We start from the raw sequence: 21,569 nt of genomic DNA, 5'->3' as shown, positions 1-21,569 counted from the left end.
ACCTATAGTTATAAAGGTGACAATGTCATTAAGCTTATGAACTTAATGTTTATTTTTATGTGGCGTACTATACAAAATAACTTGCAGAGAGTCTATTGAAATTATCACTTTTATACAAAAAGATAGTGGTTTTTTATGAGGATCAAAAAAGGCTGAACACTTGTCCAGCCTTTTGTTTTATTTAGTGAATTAATTAGAATTCATAGCTATAACTTATGCTCATTGCCGTACCTGATTCTTTCTGGCGAACCGCGTAACCAGATTGTGTCACTTCTTGATTTTCACCCAATAAGTTTTTCACTTTAAATTTAACTTTAGAGTTAAAATCTGGGTACCAAGTATACACTAAATCTAACGAGTGAAATGGTTTCTCAAAAGCATCTTCTCTACCACCAATGCCTGATGCTAGGATCCGCTCACCAAATACGTTATATACCAAAGAACCACTGTGCATTCCGTCCACAGAGTCATAGTTCAATTGCATATTAACCACGTACTTAGAATGACCGGTCATTCTTTTAGTCGGGTTGGTCAAATTGCCTGCTAGAGCTGGATTAATCGACACTTCAGAATCACTCAGTGTAATGTTACCCGCGGTAAACAAACCACTGGTTACATTTGATAAATCATACATCCATTCAGCTTCAATACCGTACACTTCACCAGTGTCCCCATTTACAAACGTTGCGGTATAATCTTCATCACCCACTTTTAAAATGGTTTCAATTGGTGCAGTAATATCTTTGTAAAATGCAGCAACAGAGAAGTTATCTCCGTTATCCATATAATATTCAAATCGTGCATCATAGTTCTTTAAATCACTGCTTTTTAAGCCAGCAACACCGAACGTTTTAATATCGGTTAGCGGATCAAAATATGCAACGGCAACTAATTCACGCAAATCTGGACGGACAACTGTTTCACCATAGCCAAATCTCACTTGATAATTATTGTCAGCTAGGTAAGTAAGTGACAATGCACTAAAAAAGTCATCATCATTGACTGTGCCAGCTTCAATTTTTGCAGCATCATAAAAAATGCCTTGTGTAATTCTATCAAAAATCAAACTAGACGTACCGATCGACACTTGCTTGAAATCTTCGTAACGAATACCGCCACTTACGCGCCAAGTATTGTCAAAAAACACGTCGAACTCAGCATATCCAGCATCTATTTTTTGCGCTGCAATATAATCATCGGCACTTGGCGCCGTTGGCTCATTGAAACTTAAGAAAAAGTCATTATTACCAACAAATTCATCCGTTACATACCCAGTAAGTCCAAGCACACCACTTTCAGAATTGACTGGAATAGAAATGCCCGTCTCATTATTAATAACAAAACTCGATGTATTGTATACCCGCGCTCTGTCAGTAAAATCGTACCCTGCTTTTAAGGTGACTTCCGTTTTACCAAATGTAAGCGGTAATGTCACATTGCCACTGTACGACTTTACATAATCTTCCATATCAGTAAAGTTATAAGTGACTCGGTTATCATCTCCGGTGACAATCGACCCTTCATATTGACCAGCTTCATTGTAGCTATCAATAAATTTATAATCGATGTTGGTCGGGATATCAGTCTCTGCCGTCGACTCAGTATACTGCCAATCAAAGCCGATCCCCCCCAAGTCAAGGAACGTATGTTGACCAATTACTTGGTCAATATCAAGTGTACGTTCTTCATAATTGAACTTATGTTGACGCTGTGCTTCACCGGTGCCAGATATCGTTCTAACGGTACTGCCATTTGGACTCTCAAGCACAGAGATTTCAAGCTCATCCTCGTTATCTTCAAGGTATATTTTTGAGTATGTAACACTGTGTTGGTCGAGTTTATAGCCAATATTGAACACACCATTGATACGTTCATTCTCTGTGGTCACTTTCGAGTTTTTCACTGTAACATAGCATGAGTTACTGGCATCTTCGGCACTCACTAAGGTTGTGCTACAACCTTTTTGCAATGATTCGTCAACCACGGCTGTGTTTCGGTCGCTGTAATGCCAATCTTTGTCATAAGAACCTGCTAACATTGCACCAATTGTGCCACCGAAATACGGCTCTTCAAAACTATCACCAATATTTGCTTTAAAATCATAATTTGGAGATAACGACTCTTCTTTTACAGTGATATCTCTCGGTAACGATAGTAGCAACGTTTTGTTGACTAAGCCGGCTTGATCAGCACGAGTCTGAGACTCACTGCCTGTTAATGCGTCTTTATCGACTATTCCAGCTAAACTGAAATCACCTCTATATCTTACAACGCCCTGTTTTAAAGCTTCAGGAATTCCGCCTACACCACGGTTGTAAGTAAATCCATCTGTTGCATTTGAATTTTGACCAACGCCAACTTCAAACCCTGCCGTAAACTCACTCGGTACAGATTTGGTTCGAATATCGATGTTACCACCACCAAACGCTGCTGGCATAGATGGTGAATAAGCTTTTTGTACCGCTAGGCTTTCAATGATACTCGCAGGGAAAATATCTAACGGTACAACATTTCGAGTCAAATCAGGGCTTGGTACCGAAGCGCCATTTAGTCGGGCACTTGAATATCGCTCCCCTAAACCACGAACATATACAAATTTACCGTCGACCAAAGTTAGCCCTGTAACTCGCCTCAAAGCAGACGCAACGTCACTGTCACCTGTTCGCGATAGCTGCTCTGCTCCCATAATATCGGCAACAAATGCTTGATTTTTACGCTCTTCAATTACCGCTGCTGCACTGCCTTGCAAACGTGTTCCAACCGCCACGACTTCTTCAATTGTTTGCTCTTCTGCCGCAAGTGTTGGCATTGAAACGCCCACCATCAGTGTGGTGCTAACAGCTAACGCTATTTTTTTAAGTTTCATGTGTTTATTCATTTTCATTCCTGCCAAAAATCATAAAAAAGGCGCAACCACTGCGCCTACTTTTTTGATAACAACCTAAATCGGTATGATTAGTCGTTGTTAGCAGCTGTTACTGCTTTTTGAACCCACTTGTACCATTCGCTCGATGTATCAGCATTTGAAACAGCACCGATATAGTTAACCGGTGTAAAGAAGCTGTCATTTAATGAGCTTAAATCATTTGCTGTAATCGTAATGGCTGTTGATGTTGAGTTAGTTGAAAAACCATCTGCTGCAAGCACATCTTGTGCACCATCTAACACTAAGCTAGAACCAGCATTTTTAAACCACTCTTCTTTACCTTCGCCATTTGGAAGTGGCTCTGAACCTGATTTAAAGTTTGCGGTGCATGCTAAAACAGAGTTGTGGAAATTAAGTGTATCTGCTTCTGCGTTTGCTGCCGCATCTGAATCTTTAAATTCAATACATTTTGTATCTTGACCACCTTGTGCGGCTGCTGATTTCACAAACAACGCGTTGTAGTATTGCCCCTGAATAGCATCATCAAATTTTGCAGCTTGAGATGAACTGTTGTCACGGATAGACTTTCCATCGGTCGTTACTACAGTCACATTTGCAATCATTGGGTTTGATGCTGGTACTTCACTATAATCAGCACCTTTGTTTTTCTCACCATCTGTTTCAAAACCATTGTTACCCATGTAGCCTTCAGAGCCAGCCGCAATTAACGCTGGGTTACCATCAGAATCTTGATACGTGACGTCTTTTTTAGTTTTTATAGTACCATGCTGTACGTAGATAAACTGTGCTTTACCTTTCCAACCTGCATCAATGTCAATTGCATCATCTTGTGTATCCGTCACAACGATGTTTTTAATCGTCGAAGCACCGCCAAAGAATTCAATACCATCATCGAAACCTTGGTGAATGTGAAGATACTCAAAGCTTGAGCCTGAGCCCACAGCATTTAATGTTAATGAATTTAAATCATCTCCAGGGCCGCCATCACGAGGACCTGAACCGGCATACCAAATATTCGCGTATTTAATATGACCACTGCCATCTGCATTATCAGAACCACCAAAGTGACTCACAATACCTTCAGCGTTAGCATTACAAGTATTTTCAGCTCGTTCGACATTTGTACACTGATTTGTTAAGCCTTTACCATTGATGATGATACCGCCCCAGTCAGCAAACTGTGGACCAATATTCGCTAAATCAAACGCTTCGATTGTATTTGCTGAAGTAAATGAAATTGGCTTGTCAGCGGTGCCGATTGCATCAATTTTTGCGCCACGTGCAATACGGATGATGGCTTCACCAGATGTGAACGCAAGCGTCGCACCCGCTTCCACTTTTAGAGTAGGGCCATTCTCTGGTACTGAACAACCCGTTGTAGTATTACAGTTTTCCCCAATTAACAGAGCACCTTTGAATACGTGAGCGCCATCATTCTCTAAGTCTGCAAATGTAATATCAGATGCTATCTCTAAGTTTTTACCCGCGAAATCTGTACCGTATACACAATGAGGAGCTTGGAATGTACCTTGAACTTCCGTGCCAGAAACTGTTCTAGATGTACAAGGATTAGTCGGTGTTACAGGGTCAGTTGGAGTAGTTGGTGTTCCGCCTGTATCTGTACCAGTGTTATTTGTTGTGTTATTTGAATTATTAACACTTGTATCATTAACGGTCGGTGTTACTTCTATATCACCACCACAACCAGTTAATGCCATCGCTGCTACAATCGCCGAAACTTTGAAAAGGTTTTGTAATTCCATTGCTAACTCCAATATGAGATATAAACTTATTATTTATGTGTTTTAATTCGTTGGGGGTAAATTAGAATACTTTCATGACAAATAGGTTACAAAAACAACCTGTCATCAAAAGTTAACAAAAGAATTTTTAATTAATTTAAAAGTAAAAAATTAAACGACAGTATCGGTTAACAATATGTAAACAAGCAATTAATAATAATGATTTTGTTTTGGTTTTATAATACAAAAGGAATAAACATGAAAAAAGCCGCCCTAGAGCAGCTTTGGTGTTGCGATTATATTTTTACAGTAAAGCTTGCTTTAATGTTTCAGCATGTATTTTTTCTTTTTTAACATATTTAATCCACTGCTTTGCGAGCCTTGCCGATTTTTTGTGCTTTTCTGCTTGTTCAAAGGCTAATATAGAAGCGTCAAAATTCGTGAGATTATATTGCGCCATGCCTAAAGCAACATACGCATTCGCTTCGAATGTTAGCTCCCCTTTATTTAAAGCACTACGTGCAGCATCAGCAGCTTCATCAAACATTTCTAAATTAATGTAAACTTCAGCCAATCGTTGATCAAAATTACCGTGCTGTGTTTGACTGCTTGCTTGCTCAAAAAATGGAATGGCTTTTTCATCTTCCCTTGCTTGAATAAAGGCTTCTGCGATAAATGCATTATTTTTAGCATTATTTTCGACAACCTCAGCAGCCAAGCCTCTTTTTAATACTTGTGCGGCTTTATATGACAAACCATTAAACATGTATACTTGCGCCAATTGCATATGTTCAGAGCGTGATTTTACAAATCCTTGCTGGTCGGCAGCTTCAAACAATGCTAATTGTTTTTTCTCTTCACCAACTTCTCCGTACATGCCTGATAGCTGAATCCAATATGCAGGCTTATTATATAATCGAACCATTTTTTCCAGCACACTTACAACTTCTTTTGGTTCACTCATTGAATAATGCAGTGCGCGTTTTAGTACTAACCAGTTTTCTTTTGGTATATCACCTTTATTTTCTGAAAGTGATATAACCGTATCAATATAACTAAGTGCTTTAACGTACTCCTTCAACTGATAATGTACTTGACCTCTGAGTATATAATAAGATTCAGGCACAGGTTTATTATTAATTTCATCCCATGCATCGAGGTACTTACTCACTTTATTATAATCAGAGTTTGCCATTGCCAGCTGTGCTAGGCTAAACGTTGTAGATAACCTAAGTGATTCTGGTATTCCTTCCTCAGAAACTACTGACTCAAATGCAGCAATGGCTTTATCTAGTTCATTTTCATTATAATAAATGAACCCATAAAAGTTATACATCATTGCAATCTCATAAGAGTTCATACTTGATGCGCGCTCTTTAATACCATCAAGTGCCTCAAGTCCGGCTTGGACATCTCCATCATCGGCAAGCTTCTGAGCACGGGCCAATTGGCTATATACTTTTTCTCTTAAAGCTGGAACCCGTTTGGTTTTTGTTTCAGCAAACGCTGTTCCTACATCAGTCATTGGGGTCAATGATAATATTACTGGTCCCACAGTCCCAGTCACAAACATGGCACCGTACAGTGCTAATAATTTAATTTTATTCATAATCGCATCCTCGGTCCGCAACAATTAACCGTTTATTTGGAATGATATTTTGTTTTGCACACCCGCTACTTCAACAGCTTCACCATTAACAACTCGAGGCTTATATTTGAACTTTAGTGCGGCATCTAGTGCTGCGCGGTCAAAGATAGACTCGGGTTCTGCATTGATGACTTTAGGTGCTCGAACCGTGCCATTTTTAGTCACTATAAACTCGACAATCACATACCCTTCAATTCCCCGAGACAAAGCGCGACGTGGATAAACAGGTGCTACTTTAACAATCGGTAAATATTCACCATCGCTCGATTCTAGTGCAAGCCCGCCCTCCAGATTTACATCAGCCTCTACATTTGCACTGAAATCAAAATCAGCACCTGCAGCATCGAGGTTATTACTTTGCATTTGGGGCGCATCCATTGGTGGTGGCGGCTCTTTTGGCGTAGGTGGTTTTTGCGGTTTACGCTCTTTCTTTTGTACCGTTTCTTCTTTTTTCAAACGCACAAAATCAAGTACATTTCCTTTAACAGGCTCTGTCATTGCCCCTTCCCCTCCTTGGATAAGCGCCTGCATACCCAAGAACAAGAAGAAAGTAACAACACCTGCAATCACAAGTGCTATTAAGTAACGCATAGTTATGATTCCTGTGCAGCAATTGATACATCAAACGCACCAGCGGCACGAGACGCATCCATGACTTTGATCAACATTTCAGTCGTGGCCTTTTTATCGGCTTGAATAACCACACTACCTTGGGGATTTTCAGCTTTTAAACGCTCAATGTTCGCTTGAACTGCGCGGACATCAATTTGTCGTTTATTAATCCAAATCTCACCGGTATCGGAAATTGCAACTAAGATGTTGGCACGCTGCTTTTTAACCGCAGTCGCCGCTTCTGGGCGATTTACATCGATGCCTGCCTCTTTGACGAATGATGCTGTGACGATGAAGAATATCAACATGATAAATACAACATCTAACATTGGGGTCATGTTAATTTCTTCGGCTTCTTCTTCTTGAAACACTTTTGCTAATGGGGCTCTCATATTTTCCTCCTATACTTGACCACTTAATGGTCAAGTAACATTTTATCTTCTAGTAACTCAACTTCGCGTTTTGCTTTGCGCTGTAAATACGTTGATGCAAAAACACCTGATAATGCGCCAACCATGCCTGCCATCGTAGGGATCGTTGCTTTAGATACACCTGATGCCATTGAGCGAGCACTACCACTGCCTGTTATAGCCATCACATCAAACACTTCTATCATGCCGGTAACCGTACCTAACAAACCTAAAAGTGGACACAATGCGACCATAACGTTGATATAAGATAAATTTGCATTTAACTGAATGCCAACCCGTGAAATCTGAGCTTGGCGTATTTGCTCTGCATTCCAGCTATTGCGCTCAGCTCTGTTTTCCCAAAGTGCTAAAACACTTCTTTTGTATGTGCGATACCGTCCGAATAGAAACATGAACCGCTCTAAAATTAGCAACCACATCGCAAAGATTATTAGACCGATGACCAAGAGAACTTGGCCACCTGTGTCTAAAAACTCTCGCAGCGTATTGATTGCTTCAATCAATAGCACCACGATTACGCTCCTTTTTCGCTACGCTCAGCAATTATCCCTGCACTTTGCTCCTGTAGTATCAGTAGCAAGTTACGAGAACGCGTATTTAACAGCGTGTATAAAAATACCGTTGGAATCGCCACAACAAGACCTAATACAGTAGTAACAAGTGCTTGTGAAATACCACCAGCCATTAATTTAGGGTCACCTGTACCGAATAATGTAATTGCTTGGAATGTGTTAATCATGCCGGTCACTGTACCTAACAGGCCTAATAAAGGTGCTACAACCGATATAATTTTAATAAGCGTTAAATTACGTGTGATTTTTGGCATCTCGCGCAAAATAGCTTCGCTCAGTTTTAACTCTAGGGTGTCATAAGCAACATTCGGGTATTGCTCTTTCACCTTCATAACCCGACCTAATGGGTTGTCATCTCGTGCCACATCTTCTTTAAGTTGACGACGGATTTTTGCCCCCATAACCATCAAAGAGAAAAATCGCTCTAACGCAATCAGCAGTGCAAGTACACCTACGCCAAGGATCACGTAACCAACCGCACCACCTTGATGAACTTGCTCTTGTGTATTGGGTGCTTGAACTAGCAAACCAAGTATAGAGCCACCTGTCGGGTCAAGTGCAAATGCAACCGTGCCCGTCGTTTCTAATTGCAAGTCAGCAGCCGTTTCTGTGAATCGAGAAACTGGTTGACGCGTAAGTTCAGATGTTGTGTTTGTTACTGGGTTATACGTAAGATATTTGCCATCAGCAATTAAGTTAAATGCACCAACTCTCAATACCTCTTTCGTTACCTTACTTCCACCAGCAACAATCACTTCACTGTTGTAGCGAGATACTTTCCCTTGCTCTGTCATTTCTCGTTGCAATTCATACCACACCTTTTCAATGTCTTCGATAGATGCAAGGCGCGATGAAGAGCCCATTTTTTTCGCCATTTCATCCATGAAAGCACTTCTACCTGGGATTTGTGCAGAAACCACAGAGGTTTGAAACTTGTTACTCGAATCACCCGCGACTTGCTGTAACACACCAAATAGCTCTTTTAAAGACCCCATTCTCTTTGACAAGGTATCTGTTAAGTTTTGTAGCTTGATTTCATTTTCTTCAAATGATGTTTCTAATCGTTCTGAACGAGATAGCTCTCCGTTACGCTTATTCGTAAGGGCATTTAGCATAGACACTTGTTGGTCTTGCTTAGCGCGAAAGTCTGCTTCGCGCGCTTTGTTTTGCGTTGTTTGAGCTGCTTGTCCTTGTTCTAATGTTTTAAGTAACGAATCTAAGTTCAACGCTTGATCTGCCAATGCGTTTGTTGATAGTGCCAGTGTTGCTGCCAAGATGGCTTTTTGGCTAAACTGCTTTAAAAATTTCATCTTGAACCTCTATTTAGACGCGTGAACAGGTAGGGTAAGCATATCAGGGGCGAGTTGTTTGCGAGCAATACGCAGCCCTTTGTTTATTTGACTAATCGCAGTATCATCAACCGCAACAAATTGCTGCGCTTTTTGGTCCCAGCTGCCGGCATGAGAGCCATCTTTGGTCACATATAGTAGCTCTAATCGACCAATTCGTAAGAAGTCTACTTCTCGCTCTTGACCATTTACGTCTAGTAGACTGGTGTAAGCTTCGATTGTTCGGCCGTAATCCACTTCAACTTGATAAGCTTCGACAACACGGCGAAACTTTTCACTCGATGTCACATCAGCTCGTTCCATCATTTTTTTAAGTGTTTCAACGCGCTCCGCGCGCTCTTCAGATAAAAATGGCACATCAAGAGCGACAAATTGCTCAAGACCTGTGATCATTCTTAACATCAAAGGTGTAATTTGGCGTTCTATAACCGACACCTGATCCATAGAGGCATTAATTGCACTCATTTCACTCAGTTGGTTTTCGATTTGCTTATCAAGTTGTGCGTTATAAACTGTCAGCCCGTCAATCTCTTTATTAAGCGTCTTGAATTTTTGCAGACGAGATTGCATTGAGTCTGAAATAGAATCAATTTTTGTTTGAGTAGTTTGAGCTGAATCATTGATCACATTGCTCTTGTCTATGACTTTTTGTAAGTCATTCGCTTGAACGCTTGCTGTAGTTGCAAATACAGTTGCAAGTAGCAGGGGTTTCACGCACTTCATCGCATACACCTTAGTTTTCTAGTAATTAAGTTGCGAGCAGTCTAAAGTCGTTTAATGACAAACGTGTTGCGATAAAAATACAAAAAAATGACAGTTGTCACAATAGAGAAACCAACCCTTTCAGGTACAGCATTATTAAAGGAATCTGAACAGTGAGGGCGCATTTATTAGGCAAAAAAAAAACCAGCAAATAATTGCTGGTTCCTTAAATTTTTTTGTTTATACTTTGAACTTCAATACCATTTCTTCAAGTTCATCAAATTGCTGTTGTAACTGTTTACATTCAGCCAAGGTACCATTTAAATTTTCTGCCCCTTGAACACTCAAGTCACTGATATGGTGGATATCGCTGTCAAGTGATTGAATAACCGCATTTTGTTCAGCCGTCGCACTTGCAACAGCATGATTGACACCATCAATTGACTCAATCGCATGACTTACTTCCCCCATTTTATCACCCGCTGCAGTCGCTTGGACCGCACTTTTAGCGGAGTCATCAAGGCTCGAATTCATCACAGCAACTGCTGATGCAGATCCCTGTTGTAACTCAACAATGGTATTTTCGATTTCTTGGGTCGACTCTTGAGTTCTTTGAGCCAACTGCCGAACTTCATCTGCTACGACAGCAAATCCCCTCCCGGCTTCTCCTGCTCTAGCAGCCTCTATCGCAGCATTGAGCGCTAGCAGATTAGTTTGCTCACTCACACTCTTGATCACTTCAAGTACTTGACCAATACTCGCTGAGTGTTTATCTAAACTATCGACTGTCGATTGCGCTTTTGACATTTTGTCACTGAGCGATGCAATTTCCGCAATGTTTGCATTGAGTGCAGTTTGACTATCGTTACTCAGCTGGTTTGCCTCGCTGGCAAGTTCCGATGCATGGGTTGCATTATTCGAAATTTCAACTGCACTAGAAGACAGTTCGTTAATCGCCGTAGCAACATTGTCGGTACGTTTAGATTGGTCGCCATACATATTCAATGTGGATTGGGTTTGGTCTACCAAACTTTTTACTGAGTCATCAAGTGACACTGTTGTATCACGCACCTGCACAATAGAGTTATGGATCTTGTCTATAAATAGATTAAAGTAATTAGACAGCTCACCAAACTCATCATCATTCTCTACGACCAGTCGGCGTGTTAAGTCACCTTCACCCTGTGCAATGTCTTTTATCGCTTCATTAAGATTAACAACCGGCTTCATTAAGTATTTGAGTAACACTTGTAACATGACCACAATAACGACCACACCTAAGAGCATATAAATAGCCGCCATATTTCTAAATGACGACACTGAAGAGTAAGCAATCTCTTTGTTGATCACGACACCCAAATACCAATCAACATTTTTGATTCCTTTCATTTCAATAAAAGAAACCAGTTTATCTTGGCCGTCAATCTCGAGCTCAATAAATACTTCATTTAATGGCACGTGGCTACCAAACAACTCTGCCATTGGTTTGTCGTTAAATGCAGGATCAGGGTGAGATAAAATACGACCGTTATTATCTAGTAAGAAACCATAGCCAAACCCTAAAAAGTCAATTTCAGTAATAATCTCAGTGATCGTTGCCATATCGATATCACCACCAGCAACACCTGCAAATGCGCTACCATCATACATAGGAACCACTGCTGAAATAGTTAATTCATTTGTTGTGACATCAATATACGGGTTAGTAAATGCTGTGCTGCGTTTTGACTGCGCCAATTTGTACCATGGCCGAGTTGTCGCGTCATAATCTGCCGGAAGCTGAATACTCGGATCATCTAACACAAATTTACCACTGGGCATTCCGACATACACATTTTTAAAGTCTCCTGCGACATCCGCCGTTTTTAAGCGCCTAAGAACCTGCTCTTCACTATCAGACTCTCGATGACCCAATGCGACAGACTCAACAACTTGTAATCGATCATTTAGCCAGTTGGCGATATTTTGGGAAACTGAATGAGATATTTCTTGAAGGACGGCAGTTAACTGAGTTTGCGTTTGTGTGCGCATCGACACAAAATTATTAACGGTAAACAATCCCAGTACAATGACAAGAACCAATGATGCTGCGATTGTGACTTTACTTGTGAACTTAAACGATTTGAACATCCTGAGCCTATTCTTTTGTATTTATTGCAGGGACTACTATCAACTGTAAGCTTGATATCCCACTCTACCCATAATTAGCAAAAATGAGAACATATGTCTCTTACTTATCGGACAATCCTTCTGATAGTTTAGTAAATTACTGATTTAGTACTGCATAAAATAATTAAAAATACAAAATAAAAAAGGTGAGCTAACTCACCTTTGGTACAACAACACAACTTTTGTCCTTGCTAGGGGTAAGCAAAATCACAGTTGTTTACAATGAGTTTTGATATCTCTGCCAAGATTCAGTGAGTGATATTCCGGTCTTTTCAGCAAATAACGACCAGCTCCATTTTACTTTGTCATGCGGATCAAGCTGAGCATTGAGGTCAATCAACAAGTTCGGCTGATGGTTTTTTTCTAGCCAATACAGGTAGAAAGCTGTGGTTTTGTAACCACTATCGTATTGCCCACCACTCTTGCGATGTGAGAAATCAACGTAGCCGGCCTTCATTCTAACTACATCTGCGATGCCTTCAATCACGGGACCAATCTCTTGATAATTATGATCATCAAGCTGATAGGCATGCGCTATTTCATGATAGAGCACCCCAACTAATTCATCATACACGGCTTGCGCACTATTTTTAGCCGCAAATGTTGCAAAATATTGAGCACTTACGTGAATTACCGCGCCATTGAAGTCACCCTCTTTATACGCCACTCCCTTCATATCTTCGAGTATTATACTTAGCGTTGGTAACTTTGGGGCTTTGGCTACATCACGGTATAATAATCGTGCGACATTATAGCTAATTTGTTGAATTAGTGTGCTATTCAAACTATCCCAATGCGTATTTTCTATTTTCGTTTTGCGCGTCAACGTAACTTTAGGTAAAGAAAATTTCTGCCAATGAATATCGCCTATATAAGTTACTGGCTTTAAAGATAACTCAACCTCTTTTGGTGCCGCCGCAAATAGGCTCGGGTTTAACAATAAAGCAAATCCGCTGACGATAATATTTAATCGATGTTTCACTATTGATACTCCGATAAAGCAGGTGGACGCGCTGTTATATTCTTACCCCACTGTTTATTAGGCTTGTTCCCCATTACATAGCGTAGCTCTCCACCGGCAACAATATCGCTATGTGTTAAGTAATTCCGAGTAAACGCCTTACCATTTAACGTCACTGATTGGATATACTTATTTTGCTCACTCAATCCTTTTGCAAACGTTGTAAATGATTTATTTCCCGCCAGCTTCAAAGTTACTTTTTCAACTTGCGGTGCGCCAATTGCATAGCTTAAATCGCCCGGTGATACAGGGTAAAAGCCCATCGCCGAGAAAATATACCAAGCAGACATTTGCCCGACGTCATCATTTCCAGCTAACCCATCCGGTTTATCTGAACTCAATGTGTCCATTATCTGACGTATACGCTCTTGTGTTCGCCATGGCTTACCTGCATAGTTATATAGATATGCAATATGGTGGCTAGGCTCATTTCCATGTGCATAATTACCAATAAGGCCCGCAATATCCTCATGTTCTTTGATCATCTCATCTGACAAATGGGTATCAAACAAAGCATCTAGCCGTTGCTCAAACTTTTCATCTCCCCCCATTAAGTCAATAAGTCCAGCAACATCTTGTGGTACATAGAAGCTATATTGCTTTGAGTTTCCTTCTGTAAATGGCCCCATATACTTAGCCTCAAATGGGTTAAAGTCTGGATTCCATTTACCTGCACTGTCTCTGCCTCGCATATAACCTGTTTCTTGGTTAAACACATTTTTGTAACTCATAGCACGTGCAAAGTACTCTTTTGATAATTCAGTTTTACCCATAGATTCAAACAAACGTGCTATTGCATAATCATTATATGCATACTCCAGCGTAATCGAAACAGACTCGGGTAATACGTCCATGGGTACATAACCAAACTTTTTATATTCGGGAATAGCGTCATAAACAGGATTGTTTGCTGTGCTTAATATGGCCTCAACTGCTAAGTCAGTATCAAAATCTCGTATTCCTTTCAAATAGGCATCAGCAATGACAGATACGGCATGGTAACCAATCATTGTCCATGTTTCATGTGCATGGAATGACCAAATAGGTAGCATCTTTTCATAACTTTGCTGGTAATGTACTAACATAGACTGGATCATCCCCGATACCCGCTCTGGCGCGATATATGTAAGCAGAGGATGTAATGCACGATATGTGTCCCACAGCGAAAATAACGTGTAATGCTCAAACCCTTTCCCTTCATGGATTTCACCATCAACACCTCTATACTGCCCATTCACATCTTGATAAATACTTGGTGCTTGTAGAGTGTGGTAAAGTGCGGTGTAAAATTGACGTTTTTGTGCCTTAGTTCCTCCAACATCTACTTTCTCCAAATGCTCTGCCCATTGCGCCTTAGCTGCTTGGCGAGTTTTGTCAAAATCCCAGTCAGGGATCTCAGCTTTTAGATTCTCCAGTGCGTTTGAACGACTCACTGCGGATAACCCTACTTTAATGTAAAGTGGTTCACCTTTAACATCATTAAATGATGCAACAAATTTTACAGCCTTTCCCGCTGTTTGCTTAACAGCTTGGTTTTCGATGGTTGAGTGCTTTTCTTTGCCTAAACACCCCATACAGCGATAACGATTGTTATCTTCATTAATAAACTTATATTCGCTAATTGGCTTCGAAAATTCTATCGCAAAGTACATTTGGCGGTTGCGTGCCCAGCCATTAGTAGCACGATAAGCGACCAAGGTGTGGTCATCTACTTTGCGTAAATCGCTCCAAATCACTTTATTCTTGAAATTGTAAATTGCTGCGGTTAGATCAAACATAACATGACCTTTGTCAGCGCTATTAAACGTATACTTATGCATACCGACACGCGTGGTCGCCGTAACTTCTGCCGTGACATCATAATCAAGCAGCTCAACACCGTAATATCCTGGTTCTGACCATTCTTTATCATGACTAAATCGCGAACGATAACCTTGTTCAGGGTGACTGGCTGTCCCCGCCGAAGTTTTAATATCGCCCGTCATCGGCATAACCAATAAGTCACCTAAATCAGAGTGACCCGTGCCTGAAAAATGGGTATGGGAAAAACCAGTAATAGTATGGTCATCATAATGATAGCCAGCACAGCGTTTATAAATCTCTGACTGTTGAGACTCGCCGCGCATCGGGTTATCTGTATCAGGGCTCAGTTGCACCATCCCAAAAGGTACCACGGCACCTGGAAATGTGTGACCATCGCCACCAGTACCGATAAATGTATCGACCCATTGGGTATTACTCGTATCTTTTGAATTTGCTAACGCACTTGTTGCAGTAACTGCGATTGCGAAAGCCCATACTGAGCGTTGCATCTGCCTCTCCTTTATTATTAAACTTCTTTGGATCGTTCCAAGGTGATTTATACTACACCGATTATGAATACGTATTCAATACAATTGCGATAGAATTTTGTTAACAGATATAAAAAAGGCAAGCGAATGCTTGCCTGATCACGATAAGTCAGTGATCTTAGCTTACCTTACGCGTCCAGCGTTCTGATAATTTAACCACGTTAATGGCATACCAAGCAATATAAACATAACATATCGCAGGGATAATAAAGCTAAGCTGGATGTTAACAAAGTCCGCAAATAAACCTTGCAGTAACGGTACGATTGCACCACCAACTATCGCTAAGCATAACCAACCTGAGCCTTTACTTGTTAACGATCCTAGCCCTTCAATCGCAATTGAAAATATCGTCGGAAACATAATAGAGTTGAATAAGCCGATGGCAAGTACAGACCACATAGCAACAGTACCATCCGTTAATATCGTCACAGCGAGCAAAATGACAATACATATCGTATTAAATAACAATGCTTTAGAAGGAGCAACCTTTTGTAAGGCAGCAGAACCGATAAAGCGACCAATCATTGCCCCGCCCCAATAATAACTGATGTATTTAGCTGCCTCATGCTCAGCAAGACCTGCAATGTGCCCTTCAGAAAAATAATTCACTAAAAAGCTACCAATTGCGACTTCAGCACCCACATAACAAAAGATCGCAACGACACCCATCACTAAGTGGGGGGCTTCTAACAAGTTATGCTCTTTCACTTTACAGTCTTGTTCTTCAGTATGAGCGGTGATCTCTGGTAATTTCAAAAAGGCAAACACAACTGCGATAGTCAATAGCGCAGCTGCTAGCATTAAATACGGCACTTTAACTGCGTCCGCACCAGCTTCAGCGGCCAATGCACCGGCCCCACCAAATAACAAAAACCCACCAACTGCTGGCCCTATTGTTGTACCTAATGAATTAAGTGCCTGTGCGAGATTGAGCCTACTCGAAGCCGTTTTTTCTGGTCCAAGTGCTGCGACATATGGGTTCGCAGACACTTGCAAAACAGTGATCCCAGCAGCTAACACAAATAATGCACTTAAAAAGAGCCAATATTCGTGCACCACAACAGCGGGGTAAAACAATAAACACCCTATTGATGCGACAATAAGGCCGCTCAACACGCCATTTTTATAACCAAACCGCTTTACTAACATACCAGCAGGCAATGAAACGATGAAATATGCACTGAAGAAACAAAATTGAATCATCATCGCTTCTGTGTAACTAAGGTCAAATACATCTTTTAGACGCGGAATAAGCACATCATTTAAAACCGTAATAAAACCCCATAGAAAAAATAAGGTCGTCATAGCGGTTAAAGGCAACGCATAGTTTTGGTTTTGTGCGTTTCCACCAGCGATAAAGCTTTGGTTAGTATTAATTTCACTCACAAGAGATACTCCATTAAAAGGGATAGCCAGATTCTACACACTGTTACAAGAAAATCACAAATGTTTTATTGGATCGTTCCATATTTTTTTAAATAATGATAAAGTGAATTATCATTATATTTTTGGAGCGCCGGATGCCACAAGACTTTAGAAGTGCCGATTTTTTGCGTGAGCACATCAATACTACCATGAAATTCTATCACCCAAATTGTATTGACCAGCAAGGTGGGTTTTATCAATTCTTTAATGACGATGGTCATGTGTATGACAAACACACGCGTCACTTGGTATCGAGCACACGTTTCGTATTTAATTATGCAATGGCTCACATAGACCAGCCAAATGAGTGTTACTTCGAACAAATAGTTAGAGGGATAGCGTATTTAGAGGACATTCACAAGCAAAGTAATGGAGGTTATGCCTGGTTGATTGAGCACGGCGTAGCCAAAGATACGACCAACCATTGTTATGGATTAGCATTTGTTTTATTGGCTAATGCGGTCGCACTTAAAGCGGGTTTAAATAGTGCACTCACAACAATCGAGCGCGTATGGCAGCTGCTTGAAGAAAAATACTTTTTGCCAGAACACAAATTGTACCTCGACGAATACGATGGTGCTTTTCACAATGCTGACCCTTATCGTGGACAAAATGCTAATATGCATATGTGCGAAGCGTTACTTATGTGCTTTGAAGCCACAAATAATAACAAGTTTTTAACTCGCGCCTATGACCTTGCATACACAATGACGGTCGAAAAAGCCGCACTAGCCAATGGCCTCGTCTGGGAACATTACAATGCAAACTGGCAAATCGACTGGAACTACAACAAAGACGATCCAAAACATCTATTTAGACCTTGGGGGTTTCAGCCAGGTCACCAAACTGAATGGACCAAGCTATTACTGATCTTGCACCGCCATAAAAGTGAGCCTTGGATGGTTTCGACAGCAAAATCATTGTTTGATTCAGCTTTAGAGCATGCCTGGGATAAGGAGCATGGCGGAATCTGTTACGGTTTTGCCCCTGATAATAGCGTTTGTGATGGAGACAAGTATTTCTGGGTACAAGCAGAGAGCTTTTCAGCCGCTGCCCTGTTAGCTTTAGAAACAGGTGAGAATAAGTATTGGCAATGGTACGACAAAATTTGGCAATACAGCTGGGAACATATGATCGACCATACTCATGGTGCATGGTATCGTATCTTAACGCAAGATAACCGCGCATATAGCGATGAAAAAAGTCCTGCTGGAAAAACGGACTATCATACTATGGGGGCCTGTTATGAGGTCTTACGCGCCTATACATTAAAAGAGCAAGCATAATGAGTGTTGTATGTTTTGGGGAAGCCCTTATCGATTTTTTGTCTAACGGTCAAACCCCTGAGTCATTTACCAAGTTCGCAGGTGGTGCTCCGGCAAACGTAGCAGTAGCCGTTGCAAAACAAGGCATTAGTACAAGCTTTTGTGGCATGTTAGGTAATGACATGTTTGGGGAATTCCTTAACCAAGAATTACAATCCCATCAAGTAAATACTAAATATTGTTTATTTACTGATAAAGCCAAGACCGCCCTCGCCTTTGTCTCTTTGGATCAACATGGTGAGCGTAGCTTTAATTTTTATCGTCCGCCCGCAGCAGATTTATTATTTAGAATCGATGATTTTAATCCTGAGATGTTTCATGAGCATAAGTTAATACATGTTTGCAGTAATAGTTTAACAGAGTCAAATATATATAAGTCAACAATCTATGCCCTTACTCAAGCCAAAAAGCATGGCTTAACGACCAGTTTCGATATGAACTTGCGAGTCAACTTGTGGTCGTCTTTAAATCATACTATCGAGCGTCTATGGCATGTTATTTCATTAAGTGATGTTGTGAAACTAGCAAGAGAGGAGCTTGAGTTTTTAAATCAGCATAGCCATGCAGGCCATCCAAAAACCACCACAATTGATGCTATCATGAAAGCAAATGTAAAGTGCCTTATTATCACAGATGGTGGTAACGACATTCAGTATTTCACTAAAAACGGACATGGCCGAGTGACACCACCCGCCGTGCAAGCAATTGATACAACAGCAGCCGGTGATGCTTTTATGGGTGGGCTTATTGCGCAACTTATGGCTAAACACGAGCATAAAATGGCTATCACCGACCCTAAGTTATTAGCGCAATTTATCAAGCATGCAAGTCGTTGCGGCGCATTTGCAGTGACTCGAAAAGGCGCATTTTCAGCCTTGCCGTCACGGGACGATATTAAAACATAAACACGCACAGCGTAATTAAGCTAACTCAACTAAGAGTTAGCTTCGACCTATTTCTAACTGAACTCCTTGTTTTCTAGCCACACAGCTGAATTTAATATATTCTAACTTGTCTATCGACGATTAATGAGTTTCAAATTTGGCAAGGGTTATATTCTGTTTATTGTTTTGGGTAAATGCAAGCTTAGCCATAGAACAGAGTGCGCTTAGTACGCAGTTACTCCACGCCCACACCTTGCATAATCACCTTGATCGCATTGAATTTCTAAATTCAATAAATACACATATTAGCGAGTCCAAGAACTTAGAGCTGAAAGTTGACTTTACTATATTGTTGGCTAAATCGCTGGACAACACCGGGCAAGGGAATCAAGCACTACACATTCTTGAGCAAATGCTGTTACAGTCGCAAGAAAATACCTTACAGCATGCAAAGACAAGGCTTGCATTGGGTAAGATACTCTATAACAACCACCATTATGCAGCCAGCGAAACCCACTTTAACAATGCACTTACCACTGTCAAAAAATCAGCCGATTTTGCTCTACATACCAAAGCAATTAACGATATAGCGAATTTGTACCACAACACAGGTCGCTATTACGAGGGAATAAATTTAATAAACCGCCATCTAAGTAATTTTGAAGCACAACTCACCCCTGATTTACTCCCAGAGCTATATCACAGTATTGCAAGATTACTTGAGCAAGTCGATCAGATAAAGTTGGCGCTCATGTATAAGCTAAAGAAATTCGAAATTGAAACGTCACTTGAGCTAAATGACAATGAAAAGGCCGGTACCTTGTATGCTATAGCTGTATCGTATTCTGACATCGGCCAATATGAAAAAGCGGTAAATTACTTTAAACAAACGTATGAAATAGACAAAAAATCAGGGGATTTATCTCACATGGGGCATAGCCTGACCCAACTCAGTTTCAACATCCACAAATTAGGTGATCAAGACACAGCGAAACGCTATGCTTTAAAAGCAATTGATGCATTTAAAGCAAGTAAAAGTGAGCGCAATGTCGCGTGGGCACAGCATAATTTATCACTCATACTCACCGCACAAAATAAGTTAAAAGAGGCACTCAAACTTCAAACTGATGTTGTCAACGTTGCAAATAAAGCCGAAGGTGACTATCACCTTAAAAATAGCAGTTTACTTCAACTAAGTCGCATACATTATTTACTTGATAATACACAACAGGCAAAACACCTTGCCAAACAGGTATTAAAACAAGCAAAAAAGCATGATTTCAACCTAACCCAAATTGCTGTGGTTAAAATGTTAAGTGAATTATCAGCGAAAGAGCATAACTACATAACTGCGTATCAATGGCAAAAACAGCTCTCGGAGCTCGAAAAGCAATATGCAAGTACAAACCTTGATAAAGAATTGGCTTATGTACAAAACTCGTTAGAGTCTTTAAATAAAGACATCTTAATCAAAAATAGTCAATTAGCCCACTCTAGCACACAAGCTAAGCTAACGAACTCTCAGAATCATGCGCTGATGATATTGCTGGCACTGGTTCTAATCAGTATGATTTTTGTCATTTTCTTTTTGCGAAGTCACAGTAACAAAACATTACTCAGCCAAAAAAACGCCTATTTAGACCAAATTCTTTTACAAAGAAACAAATTATTTTCTCAAATCGCTCATGACTTAAGCACCCCTATCACCGCTGCGAAACTGCAACTAGAAGCCATGCAATATAATATCTCTCCAAGAGATGATGAAAACTTAGAGCGGCTTGATAATAAATTGGGTGACATCAACTGTTTAGTGAATGACTTAGCTGGTATTGCATTACTTGAAGAAGCGACCTTTAAAGTAGCATTAGAAAAACAGTGTTTGACTGAGTTTTCAGCGCAACTTGAAACAGAGTTGCCTATGCTAATCACACAACATACATTCGAATATCGTTTCACTAATTTAATTAATATTGACGCAGTATACATTGACCCTGTACGGATCCGTCAGGTTATTTCTAACTTACTCAATAACGCCATTAAATATACCCATCGGCCCGGCACTATTGCGGTAAAGCTAAATGTTACTAAAAAATCATTCGAGCTAATTGTTGAAGACTCTGCACCTACAATCAGTAAACAACATTTGCCTCATATTTTTGACCACCTCTATAGAGCACCTAACTTAGCGACGACCAACACTTCCGGTCACGGGATCGGATTGGCGATAGTCAAACAAATTGTCGCTCTTCACAAAGGTGACATTAGTGCAGAACAAAGCTCGATGGGAGGGGTCAAAATAACAATCTGTCTACCCCACACGCCATAAACTAGCACTATATGTCTTTTATCCAGTTATAGACTAATAGGACGAATACTCAGGGTGTTTACATAGATTGCGGTTGTGTTTCCGGAATGTATTTTATTCCAAGTATGCTATTATTGCGGGCTGT

At 40.5% G+C, this 21,569-nt stretch carries 15 protein-coding genes; 3 read left to right on the top strand and 12 right to left on the bottom strand.

Annotated features, from left to right (window positions below):
* Positions 1–193: 193 nt before the first annotated feature.
* From PAUR_RS18925 to PAUR_RS18870, 12 genes are all read right to left on the bottom strand, one after another.
* Positions 194–2,878 carry a TonB-dependent receptor domain-containing protein gene (locus PAUR_RS18925; protein ID WP_192509293.1) on the bottom strand — a complete coding sequence of 895 codons (2,685 nt, stop codon included), beginning with the start codon at positions 2,876–2,878 and terminating at the stop codon, positions 194–196.
* A gap of 77 nt (positions 2,879–2,955) precedes the next feature.
* Positions 2,956–4,650 carry a hypothetical protein gene (locus PAUR_RS18920; RefSeq protein WP_192509292.1) on the bottom strand — a complete coding sequence of 565 codons (1,695 nt, stop codon included), beginning with the start codon at positions 4,648–4,650 and terminating at the stop codon, positions 2,956–2,958.
* A 283-nt stretch (positions 4,651–4,933) separates the two neighbouring features.
* Positions 4,934–6,238: a tetratricopeptide repeat protein gene (locus tag PAUR_RS18915; RefSeq protein ID WP_192509291.1), complete on the bottom strand. Its 1,305-nt coding sequence runs from the start codon at positions 6,236–6,238 to the stop codon at positions 4,934–4,936.
* 24 nt (positions 6,239–6,262) lie between these two features.
* Positions 6,263–6,868 carry an energy transducer TonB gene (locus tag PAUR_RS18910; RefSeq protein ID WP_192509290.1) on the bottom strand — a complete coding sequence of 202 codons (606 nt, stop codon included), beginning with the start codon at positions 6,866–6,868 and terminating at the stop codon, positions 6,263–6,265.
* 2 nt (positions 6,869–6,870) lie between these two features.
* Entirely contained in the window at positions 6,871–7,281 is a 411-nt protein-coding gene (locus tag PAUR_RS18905) for an ExbD/TolR family protein (protein ID WP_192509289.1), read from the bottom strand.
* Positions 7,282–7,304: 23 nt separating this feature from the next.
* On the bottom strand, positions 7,305–7,832 hold the full coding sequence (locus tag PAUR_RS18900; RefSeq protein ID WP_192509288.1) for a MotA/TolQ/ExbB proton channel family protein: 528 nt from the start codon (positions 7,830–7,832) through the stop codon (positions 7,305–7,307).
* 2 nt (positions 7,833–7,834) lie between these two features.
* Positions 7,835–9,202, bottom strand: a complete 1,368-nt coding sequence (locus PAUR_RS18895; protein WP_192509287.1) for a MotA/TolQ/ExbB proton channel family protein — start codon at positions 9,200–9,202, stop codon at positions 7,835–7,837.
* A 9-nt stretch (positions 9,203–9,211) separates the two neighbouring features.
* Entirely contained in the window at positions 9,212–9,964 is a 753-nt protein-coding gene (locus PAUR_RS18890) for a DUF3450 domain-containing protein (protein ID WP_192509286.1), read from the bottom strand.
* Between the two features lie 219 nt (positions 9,965–10,183).
* Positions 10,184–12,073: a methyl-accepting chemotaxis protein gene (locus PAUR_RS18885; RefSeq protein ID WP_192509285.1), complete on the bottom strand. Its 1,890-nt coding sequence runs from the start codon at positions 12,071–12,073 to the stop codon at positions 10,184–10,186.
* A 256-nt stretch (positions 12,074–12,329) separates the two neighbouring features.
* Positions 12,330–13,094, bottom strand: a complete 765-nt coding sequence (locus tag PAUR_RS18880) for a basic secretory protein-like protein (RefSeq protein WP_318782636.1) — start codon at positions 13,092–13,094, stop codon at positions 12,330–12,332.
* The gene (locus tag PAUR_RS18875) at positions 13,094–15,445 is read right to left on the bottom strand and encodes a GH92 family glycosyl hydrolase (protein WP_192509284.1); all 2,352 of its coding nucleotides are present in this window, start codon (positions 15,443–15,445) and stop codon (positions 13,094–13,096) included. Before PAUR_RS18875 ends, PAUR_RS18880 begins: the two co-directional genes overlap by 1 nt.
* A gap of 157 nt (positions 15,446–15,602) precedes the next feature.
* On the bottom strand, positions 15,603–16,871 hold the full coding sequence (locus tag PAUR_RS18870) for a sugar MFS transporter (protein WP_192509283.1): 1,269 nt from the start codon (positions 16,869–16,871) through the stop codon (positions 15,603–15,605).
* 134 nt (positions 16,872–17,005) lie between these two features.
* Between PAUR_RS18870 and PAUR_RS18865 the strand changes: the two genes are divergently transcribed.
* The 3 genes from PAUR_RS18865 (at position 17,006) to PAUR_RS18855 (ending at position 21,445) form a co-directional block, all read left to right on the top strand.
* The gene (locus PAUR_RS18865) at positions 17,006–18,196 is read left to right on the top strand and encodes an AGE family epimerase/isomerase (protein ID WP_192509282.1); all 1,191 of its coding nucleotides are present in this window, start codon (positions 17,006–17,008) and stop codon (positions 18,194–18,196) included.
* Entirely contained in the window at positions 18,196–19,140 is a 945-nt protein-coding gene (locus tag PAUR_RS18860; RefSeq protein WP_192509281.1) for a carbohydrate kinase family protein, read from the top strand. Before PAUR_RS18865 ends, PAUR_RS18860 begins: the two co-directional genes overlap by 1 nt.
* A 136-nt stretch (positions 19,141–19,276) precedes the next feature.
* Positions 19,277–21,445 carry an ATP-binding protein gene (locus tag PAUR_RS18855; protein WP_192509280.1) on the top strand — a complete coding sequence of 723 codons (2,169 nt, stop codon included), beginning with the start codon at positions 19,277–19,279 and terminating at the stop codon, positions 21,443–21,445.
* Positions 21,446–21,569: the final 124 nt, after the last annotated feature.

Source organism: Pseudoalteromonas aurantia 208 (assembly GCF_014858725.1).
GTDB classification, from domain to species: Bacteria; Pseudomonadota; Gammaproteobacteria; order Enterobacterales; family Alteromonadaceae; genus Pseudoalteromonas; species Pseudoalteromonas aurantia.
The sequence above is the reverse complement of the archived record's forward strand: the minus strand, read 5'-3'. Positions and strand labels throughout refer to the sequence as shown.